The sequence below is a fragment of the Arthrobacter sp. CDRTa11 genome (genome assembly GCF_026427775.1).
Taxonomy (GTDB): Bacteria; Actinomycetota; Actinomycetes; order Actinomycetales; family Micrococcaceae; genus Arthrobacter.
In genome coordinates, this window is the sequence record NZ_CP044532.1 from 1,752,376 (window position 1) to 1,764,236 (window position 11,861).

Genomic DNA, 11,861 nt, shown 5'->3' on the forward strand with positions numbered 1-11,861 from the left:
TAGTGATCCCCGGGAACGGCTTCGAAGACTGAAGCCCCGGCCCGTGGGTCTCGATCGATGACCGGGTGCAGTGCAGGCCAGTAGACAGATGCTGGGCTGGGTTGATGCGGCTGGACTTCCGTGAAACAGAAACGGAGGTGACTCTCTTGGAGGGTCCCGAAATCCAGTTCTCAGAAGCAGTCATTGATAATGGCCGCTTCGGCAAGCGTGTAATCCGCTTCGAAACAGGCCGTCTTGCCAAGCAGGCAGCCGGCGCAGCCATGGTGTACATCGACGAAGACACCGCGCTGCTTTCCGCCACCACCGCGGGCAAGCACCCGCGTGAAGGCTTCGACTTCTTCCCGCTGACGGTTGACGTTGAAGAGCGTATGTACGCCGCAGGCCGTATCCCGGGCTCGTTCTTCCGCCGTGAAGGACGCCCGTCCACCGAAGCCATCCTGGCTTGCCGCCTCATGGACCGTCCCTTGCGTCCCGCCTTCGTCAAGGGCCTGCGCAACGAGGTTCAGATCGTGGTGACCGTCCTGGCCATCAACCCTGACGAGCTCTACGACGTGGTGGCCATCAATGCCTCCTCCATGTCCACCCAGCTCTCCGGCCTGCCTTTCTCCGGCCCCATCGGCGGCGTCCGCGTCGCCCTGGTTGCCGACGAGAACGGCTCCCAGTGGGTTGCCTTCCCGAAGCACTCCCAGCTGGAGAACTCGGTCTTCAACATGGTTGTCGCCGGCCGTACTGTGTCCGGCCCGGACGGGGACGACGTCGCCATCATGATGGTCGAAGCCGAAGCAACGGACAACTCCTGGAACCTCATCAAGGAACAGGGCGCCACCGCCCCCACCGAAGAGGTTGTCTCCGAGGGCCTCGAGGCTGCCAAGCCGTTCATCAAGGCACTCTGCGACGCACAGTCGGACCTCGCCGCACGCGCCGCGAAGCCCACCGTTGAGTTCCCGGTTTTCCTCGACTACGAGGACGACGTTTACGCAGCTGTTGAGTCCGCCGCCGCTGACAAGCTGGCTGCCATCTTCCAGATCGCGGACAAGACGGAGCGCAACGACGCTTCCGACGCCCTGAAGGATGAAGTCACTTCTTCCCTGGCCGGCCAGTTCGAAGGCCGCGAGAAGGAGCTCTCCGCAGCATTCCGCTCGGTGACCAAGCAGGTTGTGCGCCAGCGCATCCTCAAGGACCAGATCCGCATTGACGGCCGTGGCCTGACGGACATCCGCCAGCTCACCGCCGAGGTTGAGGTTCTGCCCCGCGTGCACGGTTCGGCCATCTTCGAACGCGGCGAGACCCAGATCATGGGTGTCACCACGCTGAACATGCTGAAGATGGAACAGCAGATCGACTCGCTGTCTCCCGTGACGCGCAAGCGCTACATGCACAACTACAACTTCCCGCCGTACTCCACCGGTGAAACCGGCCGCGTGGGATCGCCCAAGCGCCGCGAAATCGGCCACGGTGCCCTGGCAGAGCGCGCCCTCGTGCCCGTGCTGCCGTCCCGCGAGGAATTCCCGTACGCTATCCGCCAGGTGTCTGAGGCTCTCAGCTCCAACGGTTCGACGTCGATGGGTTCCGTCTGCGCCTCCACGCTCTCCATGCTCAACGCTGGTGTGCCGCTGAAGGCTGCCGTTGCAGGTATCGCCATGGGCCTGGTTTCCGACCAGGTTGACGGCCAGACCCGCTACGCGGCGCTGACCGACATCCTCGGCGCCGAAGATGCCTTTGGCGACATGGACTTCAAGGTTGCCGGTACGTCCGAGTTCGTCACAGCCATTCAGCTGGACACCAAGCTCGACGGTATCCCCGCCTCCGTGCTGGCAGCAGCACTGAAGCAGGCCCGCGAAGCCCGCCTGCACATCCTGGACGTCATCAACTCCGCGATCGACACCCCGGACGAGCTCTCCGAGTTCGCGCCGCGTGTCATCGCGGTCAAGATCCCGGTTGACAAGATCGGCGAGGTCATTGGGCCCAAGGGCAAGATGATCAACCAGATCCAGGAAGACACCGGCGCCGACATCTCCATCGAGGACGACGGCACGGTCTACATCGGCGCCACGAACGGTCCGTCTGCAGACGCAGCACGCTCCGCAATCAACGCCATTGCCAACCCGCAGGTTCCGGAAATCGGCGAGCGTTACCTGGGTACGGTCGTCAAGACCACCACCTTCGGTGCGTTCATTTCCCTGACCCCGGGCAAGGACGGCCTGCTGCACATCTCCGAGCTGCGCAAGCTGGCCAGCGGCAAGCGCGTGGACAACGTTGATGACGTTGTTTCCGTGGGCCAGAAGATCCAGGTGGAAATCACCAAGATCGATGACCGCGGAAAGCTGTCGCTGTCTCCCGTTGTGGCTGAAGAGGAAGGCGCCGGCGAACCCGAGCGCGTTCACGCTTCCGCCGGGGCAGAGGGCGCAGACTCCGAATAATTCGGACCCTGCACCACAGCATGATCGGCGGGGCCGGTGGATGATCCACCGGCCCCGCCGCTGTTACGATGGCAGCCAGATCGCTGCCCCTTTGAAAGGCCTCAATGACTGTTGTACCCCTGCCGCTTGAGCAGAACCATGCCGGCGATACCCTGGTTCACGGATCCGAGGGCGGCTCCGTCGTCCGGCGGTCGGTGCTGCCCGGCGGCGTGCGTGTGCTCACCGAGGCGATGCCCGGGCAGCGCTCGGCCACCATCGGCTTCTGGGTAGGCGTGGGGTCCCGGGACGAAGCACCTGGCCAGCACGGGTCCACGCACTTCCTGGAGCACCTCCTGTTCAAGGGCACCAAACGGCGTACCGCGTTGGAAATCGCTTCGGCATTCGACGAGGTTGGCGGGGAGTCCAACGCGGCCACCGCCAAGGAAAGCACCTGCTACTTCGCCCGGGTATTGGACAGTGACCTGCCCATGGCAATCGACGTCATCGCCGACATGATCACCGGCGCAGTCCTGGACCCGACGGAGATGGAGCAGGAGCGCGACGTCATCCTGGAGGAAATCGCCATGGACAGCGATGACCCCACAGACGTGGCCCACGAAAAATTTGTGGCCGCCGTCCTGGGACCGCATCCGCTGGGCCGCCCCATCGGCGGTACACCCGCCGCCATCAAGGCTGTGGCCAGGGACTCCGTCTGGGAGCACTACCGCCGCTACTACCGCCCGGACGAGCTGGTCATCACCGCCGCCGGAGGCTTGGAGCACGACGTCGTCTGCAACCTTGTGGTGGACGCCCTTAACGCCGCCGGGTGGTCGCTGGAGCCGGACGCTGCCCCCGTCGACCGACGGTCGACGGAACGTGCTCAGATCACGGGCACCGCAGGATTGCACGTGGTCAAGCGGGCAGTGGAGCAGGCCAATATCATCATGGGTTGCCCCACTATTGTCGCCACAGATGAGCGGCGCTATGTCATGAGCGTGCTCAACGCTGTGCTGGGTGGGGGCATGTCCTCGCGGCTGTTCCAGGAAATCCGTGAGAAGCGCGGACTGGTGTACTCCACGTACTCCTTTGCCTCCTCCTACGCGGATGCCGGGTACTTCGGCATGTATGCAGGGTGCACGCCCTCCAAGGTCCGCCAAGTTCTGGACCTGCTGGGGCTCGAGCTGGACAAGCTGGCCGAGGGCGGGATCTCCGACGACGAACTCCGCAAGGCGGTAGGCCAGCTCTGCGGCGGCATTGTGCTGGCACTGGAGGACACCGGTTCCCGGATGTCCCGCCTGGGCCGGGCTGAACTGGTATCCGGTGAATACCAGGACATCGACGAGACGCTGCGGCTCATCAAATCCGTCACGGCCCAGGAGGTTCAGGACCTTGCCAAGGAATTGGCGGCTGCACCGCGCACCGTGACAGTGGTCGGACCCTTTGAGGAATCCGAAACGTTCGGACTCTGATCCAATGACTGGCCAGGGGAGTGCGGAGAGAGCATGAACCGTCCGTTGCCCGGCACCGTTCATACCGTGCTGGATAGCTTCCTGGGTCACTGGCGGGGCACCACGCGCCTTGCCGCAGGTGCGTGGGGTCCGGAGCACATCGCTGACGCCGAAGTGAGGTATACGCGGGCCGCGGGCGGCTACGCAGTAGTCCAAAGTTACAGGCACAAGGAAGCCGACGGTTCCCACTATGAGGGGCACGGCGTTTTTACTGTCGATCCCGATCACGAGGCCGTTCTTTGGTACTACGTCGACAGCATGGCTGGCGCGTCCCAAGGACTTCCTGCCCGCTGCACCTGCATTGACGGCGTCCTGCGCGTGGAACGGCACAGCGACCGGGAAACCGCCCGTCATACTTTCCGCGTCGACGGCAGCATATTGACCCATACGGTGGAATTGCGCCTGGGCGATGCCGGCGGCTTTTCGCCTTTTATGTCCTCGGAGTTCCGCCGGGTTTCACCTTAGCCTTAGCGCGAACGGACACTTGCGGCCCCTCAGCGCGAACGGACACTTGTGGCCCTCGGCCTGCCGTCAGTCCGCTGATTCCAGGATCCGGGTTTGGGGCGACCCGTTCAGGGCCGGGGCGGCCGCCGGAGAGTTCCACACCCTGTCCTTGAGATTCGCCAACAGTTTCTCGGCCTGCCCGCGTTCATTGAAATCCAGTTCAACCACCACATAGTGGGAGTCGTCCACTGGCCGGCAGATCCGGTGGGAGAGCACACCTGAAGCGGCGCGGTTCACCGGATCCCGGTCGAAGGCTGCTTTCCACATGTCGAAGTCCCTGATGCCATGCTCTATCTGCAGCGTAAACATGCCTGATTCTCCTTCGATACTGGCCAGCTCTTGAGCCGGAACCATTCCGGTCGCTGTGCCCATTTGTACTGCCAACGTAGGCGGCGGATTCTTCTGGCGGTATCCCAGATATCTGGAAGGGCTGGCGTGGACAGCCAGCCTTTCGGGGCACGTGCTGCCGATCCGACCGGAGCGCATACTAGGTGGATGACTACGGGCTGGGCAACGCACCGGAGCCTCGAGCGGGTTCGGCTTCTCGGCGATTCATCAATGCATCATGCGGAGCTGCGCAGAGAGGTGCTCCGGGAGCTGGGCCGGATGCTGCCCTTCAGCGCCTGGGTCTGGCCCCTTTCTGATCCTGCAACGGCAACGGGTATATCGCCCATGGCCCGGGTCCCGTGCCCCGAGGAACTGCCGCTCCTCATCCGGCTAAAGTATCTGACGCCTGTAGGCAGGTGGACCCAGTTGGCGGGGAGCGCGTCTCCTGTGGCTTCCTTGCTTGAGGTTAGCTTGGGTGACCCATCCAAGAGCCTGGTCTGGGATGGCGTGCTCAAGCGGTACGGTGTTTCCGATGTTCTGTTCACCGTGTTCGCGGACAAGCAAGGCTGCTGGGGTTGGCTTGATCTGTGGCGGAAACCTGACCAAGGTGCCTTCACTGCCAGCGAAGCGGAATACGTCAAAGCTGTTACTCATGAAGTAACTCCCGCCCTGCGGCGGTCCATCGCCCGGCAGTTCGGGTTGGAATCCTCAGCGGCTGCGGCCGGCCGGGCTGTATTACCGGAAATGCCGCCAGAAGAGCCGGTGCCCCGGAGGGCAGCGGAAAGCGGCAGGGCTTCAGTCATACTTCCGCAGCAGGCCGTGCTTACGCTGGACGCGGACCTTTCGGTAGTGGGGGAGACGGCTTCTACACGGGACTGGCTTGAATTGTTACAGCCTGGGCCGCGCCCGTACCAGGGGGTACCTGCAGAGGTTCTGAATGTCGCTGCCCAGTTGTTGGCACGTGAGGCAGGCGTCGATGATCATCCAGCTGCCGCCCGGGCACACATTGGGTCCGGAAAGTGGGCAATGCTCCGGGCAAGCAGGATGGATGCGGCCCCTTCCGGTGTCACCCCGCCGTTGGCCGTAACTATCCAGGAGTGTCCGCCCGAGGCGCGATTGGACATCTTCGCCAGGAGCTTCGGATTGACGCCCCGGCAGCGGGAGTTGCTTGAGCTGGCCGCGAAGGGTGCGGACACGGCCACGATGGCCGCTGCCCAGGGCGTGGGAACTTATACCGTTCAGGACCAGTTCAAGCAGGTGTTCGACAATTGTGGTGTCCACAGCCGCGCGTCATTGCTGGCCATGGCATGGGGAACCGCGTAGCAACTCCTTTGGGTTCCAGTTGGTTAGGAGTTCACGTTTTGGATTTCTGGTTTTGGAGTCCTAGTTCGTAGGTTCTAGATCTTTCGGAAGCTGCCAGGACCAGATCCCATGCGTGCGAGTCGTGGTCAGCCTCGGGCTCGGGCTCCGGTGTGTAGGCGTTGTCTTGGAGTTCGTTCAGGACGTGGTCCGGCCAGGTGGGTGGTTCCCAGTCTTGGTGTTCGCTGTTGTAGTGGCGGCCGGTGGGTGAGGTCCAGCCGGGTGGTTGGTTTTTGCCGGCTGGGGTTGGTTGCCAGGCCGAGTGGTGTTTGAGGTGGTGGTGTTTTCGGCAGGGTTGGCCGAGGTTGGATATGCCGGTGGTGCCGCCGTTTGCCCAGGCGAGGAGGTGGTCTGCTTCGTTGTCGAGGGAGTGGTTGTTGCAGCCGGGGAAGGGGCATTTGGCGTCGCGGAGTCTGAGCCAGCGGCGCATGGCTGTGGTGAGGCGGTAGCTGGTTCTGCCGATTTCCAGTGGTGCGCCGTCGCGGGGGTCGGTCAGGACGCGGTGGAAGGAGTGGGCTCCGTTGGCGACCAGGTTCCGGGCCATGGAGGCGGGGATGGGGCCGTGGCCGTCGAGGGTGGCAGGTTCATCGGTGAGGCCCAGGAGCGAGAACACGGGCACGGTGACCAGTACCTGGGCCCGTGGCGGCGGAACCTGCCCGGCTGTGCGCTCTGCGTCGGGATCGGCAAGGCTATTTGCGCCGCTAGTGCTTCCGCCGCCGCTACCGCCATCAAAGAGTGCGCCGCCGTTGCTGTCGCTGGTGGTGGTTTCTCCGCTGAGGAGTGCGGTGGCGAGGGTGTCGGCGCGGAGTTGGGTGAGGGTGCGGGGCTCGGTGGGGCCTTGGAGGGCCCGGGCTGTGGTGGTGGTGTGTTCCCAGATGGCGGCGGCCTGGTCGGCGGGCAGGTAGGCGGAGAGCCAGGCCATGCCGTCGCGGTCGGGGGTGTATTCGACCCGGCGGTCCAGGACGCACTTGGTGTGGCGGGTTTCGATGGAGACGGGGTGGTGGCGTTCGCGCCAGGTCCGGGCCCTGGCACGGAACCGGGAGGGTGTGAGGTCCCCGGCCAGGCAGGCGCGGGAAGCCTTCGCTGTGTCGGGGTCCAGGAAGTGGATTTCCAGGGCGGCTGCCCCGGTGGGGTCAAGGGAGCCTGTCTCGTCCACCATGCAGCGGGCGTGCTGCCAAGAAATCGTGCCCGCCTCTAGCGCCTTTAAGGTCAGCGGTAGTGCCCTGGTGAGGATATGGGATTCGGCGAGCAGGGCGCCTGCCGCCCGTTCACTGACGGTGAGGACACACGCGACCTCGGCGACAATGGACATCTCCATCGCCATGCGATCCGGCGGGGACGCCTCCGGAGGGGCCATAGCCCGTGTAGTGTCCGTGAAACCTGCTGCGGCCCGGACCGTCAGGGCCGCTGTCTTTGCTTGCAGCTGGGCAGCCTCTGACAGGATATCCAGCCAGTCGTCAGCCTCTTGCCGCATCGGATCGGCGCCAGAACCGTCCTCGGGCCCGCGGACGATCTTGCTCAGCGCAGCGACGGAAGTCTTGATGGCCTCTATTACCTCTGCCGCTGCTGTCTTTTCCACGATCAAAGCCTCCCAGGAGCGTCTGACATGACCGGGGCAGCAGATGGGCTATGTGAATATCCTGCGACCAGCCGTTTCTTCAGCGCGGCTATCTTGGCTTCGACCCGGACGAACTCGGCGAGCCCGGCCAAGCAGGCACCCTTTCGGGCCACCGCATCGACATACGAGCCATATCCAGAAGCCGACGGACCAGTGAGGAGTGCTGCGAATTTCCATTTAAGTACGGCGAGCGACGCAATAATCTGCGCTAGACCTTTTCTGTTTTCAGCATCCCAGGCTGCTCTGCTTTTCATACCTCCAGCATCCCAAGGCGGACTGATAAGAGGGAGGCAGCAGATGGCCTATGTGGATATCATCCGACCGACCGGCCTTCGGCCCACTCGTCCGCTCTTCCGAACAGGTGGGGCCCTAAGTGTCCGTTGGCGCCATTCGGTGGGGCCATAAGTGTCCGTTCGCGCTCACCCCCGGTGTGTTCGGCGCACTAAAACGCGGCGCTCCCAGTTGGTGAGTTCTAGCCCCCGGCAAAAGGCGGCAGCACGTCCACCACATCCCCGGGATTTAACACAGTGCTGCGGTCACGCACGGCAACCTCGTTGAGCAGGAAGCTGCTCCGGGACAGGATGCGCGGCAGGGGAGGGGTGCCCGCAGGCGGCAGTGACCGTTCCACTGTCAGGACTGCGGCCAGCAGATCCTCCACGGTGGAGCCCGCCGGCAGGTCAAAGCGCTCCTCTTCCACACCCGCGGCGGCGCGTGCGGCAGCGAAGTAACGTACGTTCAAGAAATTCAGCCTCCGATGGCGCTCATGCTGCGGTCCGGCTGGACGAAATCCGGGGCGTCAAGTCCTACGTGGTCCATGCCATGTGCTTTGGGTTTGACCCACATGGCATCCTGCCACCGTTCAGCAAGGGCCTGGTCCGTGGCACCTTCGCGCAGGAGTCCGAGCAGGTCGAACTCTTCCCGCGAGAACAGGCAGCTCATGATTTTGCCTTCCGCAGTGATGCGGGTCCGGCGGCAATCTGAGCAGAATGGCTCGGTAACGGAGGCGATGATCCCCACGGTGCCCAAAACAGGTCCCTGCGGGTCCGCGGACCCGGCCACCCGGCGTCGTACTTCAAAGCGTTCCGCGGGTGCTCCATCACGGGCCCGTGGGTCCGGGCTAAGGACGTAGTCCACGGATAGCAGCCCGCGGATCTCGGCTGCTGTAATCATGTTCCGGCGGGTCCAGCCGTGGTCTGCGTCCAGCGGCATCTGCTCAATGAACCGCAGTTCGTAGCCGCGGTCCAGCGCCCATGCAAGAAGGGATGGCGATTCAGCATCATTGATGCCACGCATCAGCACGGCATTGAGCTTCACCGGCCCCAGCCCCGCTGCCCAGGCGGCGTCAACCCCGGCCAGGACACGGTCGAGGAAAGGCCTGCGGGTCAGCTTGGCGAAGGTCTCCTCATGCAGGGAATCCAGGGAGACGTTGATCCGGGTCAGGCCTGCGGCCTTAAGCGCCGCCGCCTTCTTGTCCAGGCCAACGCCATTGGTGGTCATGGAGATGGGGAGCTCCGGGTGGTTGCTCCGAATAGCTGCGATGATGCTTGTCAGGTCCGCCCTGACCAGGGGTTCACCGCCGGTCAGGCGGAGTTCACGCACACCCAGGAGGTCCACGCCTATCCGTACGATCCGCACGATCTCCTCCGCGGACATCACTGCCTGCTTGGCCAGCCACTCCAGCCCTTCGGCAGGCATGCAATACGTACAGCGGAGGTTGCACTTGTCCGTGAGGGAGAGCCGCATATCCGTGGCCCGGCGGCCGTAGCGGTCAAGGAGCCCAGGCGGTGTGTCGGCAGGCCGGGTGGCAGGCTGCGGCTGTCCGGCGGGACCTGACCCTTCGCGCGGTTGCGGCATGCCTAGCTGAACACTCATGAATTCAGGCTACGCCACCTTTAGCCCCGCTATCACGCCCGTGACGCGGGGGAATCTTACGGAAGTCCTACGGTTGTGCCGTGGGCGTCCCCTGCCGGTGCCGCGGCGCCCCGGCGAACCTATGCTGGAGGAGTGAACAGGTCCCTACCGCCGCAGGACACGGCCGACGTCGGCAATCGCCGCATCCTGCTGGTCGAGGATGAGCAGATCATCGCCGGCGTGGTGCGTGACTACCTGCTTCAGGCCGGCTTCCAGGTGGACCTGGCCAAGGACGGATTCACCGCCCTGGAACTGGCCGCCGCCCGGCAACCCGACCTTGTCATTCTCGACCGCATGCTGCCAGGACTGGACGGGGTGGAGGTCTGCCGCAGGCTGAGGAAGACCACGTCAGTGCCGGTGATCATGCTGACGGCGCTTGGCACCGAGGACGACAGGATCCTGGGGCTCGAGGTGGGCGCCGATGACTACATCACCAAGCCGTTCTCGCCCCGGGAGCTGGTGCTGCGGGTCAGGTCCGTGCTGCGCCGCAGCCTCCAGGAATTTAGCCCGGAACCGCCGGTGGAAGTGGCTGGTTTCGTACTGGACCCCGGTGCCCGCATGGTAACCCGCCACGGCGTCCAGCTGTCCCTGACGGCCCGAGAATTCGATCTCCTGGCTTTCCTGCTCCGCCATCCAAACCAGGCGTTCAGCAGGGAGGATCTCATCAAGGCGGTGTGGGGGTGGGATTTTGGTGATCTTTCCACTGTCACCGTCCACGTCCGCCGCTTGCGGGAGAAGATCGAGGAAGACCCGAGGCATCCTGACCTCCTCAAAACCGTCTGGGGTGTGGGGTACCGCCTGGACGTCCATGCACTCAGCGAGGCGGCCGATGCAAGCCAATGAGCTCTTTGTCATCGTTGGCCTGGCCCTCCTCTGGGCGCTGGTCATCGGTGCCGCCGCGCTGCTCGTCCTCAAAGCCATGCAGCGTGCCACGTTCGCTGTCCAGATCTGCGTGGTGGTCCTTGCCACGGTGGCCGTCCTGACCGCGGGGATGGTCAGCGCATTCAACGCCATGGTCATTTCCGCCAGGGACCTTGAGGTCATGTGGTACATCCTGGCGATAGCCTCGGCGGTGGCGATTGCCATCGCCCTGATCCTGGGAGCGGGAGTTTCCAGGAACGCCCGGGCGCTGGCCGAAGCCGCGCGCAGTATCGGCCGCGGCGAATCCTTGGCGCTGTCGGCACCGGTGATGGGATCGGAACTCGCGGCCCTTGCTGACGAGCTGGAACTCAGCAGCCGCCGCCTGGTGGAATCCCGGGAGCGGGAGGCCGCCGTCGAAAAGTCACGCCGCGAATTGGTGTCCTGGATTTCACATGACCTGCGGACACCGCTGGCGAGCATGCGGGCAATGGCAGAAGCGTTGGAGGACGGGATGGCCGCGGATCCCTCCGCGTACCATCGCACCATCATTGCGCAGACGGAGCAGATGGCCGTCATGGTGAACGACCTGCTGGAACTGTCCAAAATCCAGGCCGGCACCCTCCGCCTGAACGCCGAGCCGCTGGACCTTTACGATCTTGCCAGCGATGCCCTCACCGATCTGGCGCCCCTGGCCGCCCAAAGGAACATCAGGCTCGACGGCGGTGGGCACCGTGAGAGCCTGGCCATCGCCGACGGACCGTCTGTGGGCCGGGCGGTCCGGAACATGCTGCTGAATGCCATCCTCTACAGTCGCCCGGGATCGGACGTTATGGTCATGGTCGCCCGTGACGACGGGAGCGCCTCCGTCACCGTCACGGACGGCTGCGGCGGAATCCCGCCAGAGGACCTTCCGCACGTTTTCGAGACGGGATGGCAGGGAAATCCGGCCCGCCTGCAGGCAAGGGATGGGGAGCACGCCGGAAGCTTCAGCTATAGCGGCGCGGGCGTGGGGTTGAGCATGGTGGCCGGGATAGCCCGCGCCCACGGCGGGGGCGTCAGTGTGGAAAACGTCGACGGCGGATGCCGCTTTACGCTCCGCCTCCCCGCCGAAGGGACTGATGGGCCTGGCTCGGCTGGACGCGCACATTTTGCGAAAGGCTCAGGGAACGCACTGTGACGGATGAAACGAGCAACGGAGTGACAGAGGCAGGGTCGGCGAAGGCAGAGTCGACCAAGGCAGGCTCGACGAAGGTTCGGTCGAGGAAGGCTGGGTCGGCAGCGTCCACCCAATCGCCATCGCCAGCACCAACGAAAACATGGTGGGCGGGGGCCTCGGGGGTTGTCGCCGCCGGGACCGGCGTGGTGCTGGGAGAG

Annotated in this window: 11 protein-coding genes; 6 read left to right on the top strand and 5 right to left on the bottom strand. The window is 64.3% G+C overall.

Going from position 1 to position 11,861, the window contains the following annotated elements; translation table 11 throughout:
• Positions 1–146 precede the first annotated feature (146 nt).
• The 3 genes from F8G81_RS07960 (at position 147) to F8G81_RS07970 (ending at position 4,372) form a co-directional block, all read left to right on the top strand.
• Positions 147–2,420, top strand: a complete 2,274-nt coding sequence (locus F8G81_RS07960) for a polyribonucleotide nucleotidyltransferase (RefSeq protein ID WP_267279164.1) — start codon at positions 147–149, stop codon at positions 2,418–2,420.
• Positions 2,421–2,524: 104 nt separating this feature from the next.
• Positions 2,525–3,868, top strand: coding sequence for a M16 family metallopeptidase (locus F8G81_RS07965; protein ID WP_267278451.1), 1,344 nt, complete (start codon positions 2,525–2,527; stop codon positions 3,866–3,868).
• Positions 3,869–3,901: 33 nt separating this feature from the next.
• Positions 3,902–4,372 (top strand): DUF1579 family protein, encoded by a 471-nt coding sequence (locus F8G81_RS07970; RefSeq protein WP_267278452.1) that lies wholly within the window; start codon positions 3,902–3,904, stop codon positions 4,370–4,372.
• A gap of 66 nt (positions 4,373–4,438) precedes the next feature.
• Here the strand turns inward: F8G81_RS07970 and F8G81_RS07975 are convergent, their stop codons facing one another.
• Positions 4,439–4,720, bottom strand: coding sequence for a hypothetical protein (locus F8G81_RS07975; protein WP_267278453.1), 282 nt, complete (start codon positions 4,718–4,720; stop codon positions 4,439–4,441).
• A 186-nt stretch (positions 4,721–4,906) separates the two neighbouring features.
• On the opposite strand from F8G81_RS07975, the gene F8G81_RS07980 reads away from it, so the two are divergent.
• The gene (locus tag F8G81_RS07980) at positions 4,907–6,061 is read left to right on the top strand and encodes a helix-turn-helix transcriptional regulator (protein WP_267278454.1); all 1,155 of its coding nucleotides are present in this window, start codon (positions 4,907–4,909) and stop codon (positions 6,059–6,061) included.
• 31 nt (positions 6,062–6,092) lie between these two features.
• Here F8G81_RS07980 and F8G81_RS07985 read toward each other — a convergent pair whose 3' ends face one another.
• The 4 genes from F8G81_RS07985 to moaA all read right to left on the bottom strand — a co-directional run bounded on the left by F8G81_RS07985 (position 6,093) and on the right by moaA (position 9,587).
• Positions 6,093–7,676, bottom strand: a complete 1,584-nt coding sequence (locus F8G81_RS07985; protein ID WP_267278455.1) for an HNH endonuclease signature motif containing protein — start codon at positions 7,674–7,676, stop codon at positions 6,093–6,095.
• Between the two features lie 2 nt (positions 7,677–7,678).
• Positions 7,679–7,969 (bottom strand): hypothetical protein, encoded by a 291-nt coding sequence (locus tag F8G81_RS07990; protein ID WP_267278456.1) that lies wholly within the window; start codon positions 7,967–7,969, stop codon positions 7,679–7,681.
• Positions 7,970–8,187: 218 nt separating this feature from the next.
• A complete protein-coding gene (locus tag F8G81_RS07995; protein WP_267278457.1) occupies positions 8,188–8,454 on the bottom strand; it encodes a MoaD/ThiS family protein in 267 nt (88 codons plus the stop codon).
• 5 nt (positions 8,455–8,459) lie between these two features.
• Positions 8,460–9,587: a GTP 3',8-cyclase MoaA gene (gene moaA, locus F8G81_RS08000; protein WP_267278458.1), complete on the bottom strand. Its 1,128-nt coding sequence runs from the start codon at positions 9,585–9,587 to the stop codon at positions 8,460–8,462.
• Positions 9,588–9,719: 132 nt separating this feature from the next.
• On the opposite strand from moaA, the gene F8G81_RS08005 reads away from it, so the two are divergent.
• Both F8G81_RS08005 and F8G81_RS08010 read left to right on the top strand, forming a co-directional pair.
• A complete protein-coding gene (locus tag F8G81_RS08005; protein WP_267278459.1) occupies positions 9,720–10,469 on the top strand; it encodes a response regulator transcription factor in 750 nt (249 codons plus the stop codon).
• Complete coding sequence (locus tag F8G81_RS08010) at positions 10,456–11,664, top strand: sensor histidine kinase (RefSeq protein WP_267278460.1); 1,209 nt, start codon at positions 10,456–10,458, stop codon at positions 11,662–11,664. Before F8G81_RS08005 ends, F8G81_RS08010 begins: the two co-directional genes overlap by 14 nt.
• The last annotated feature ends 197 nt before the right edge of the window (positions 11,665–11,861 follow it).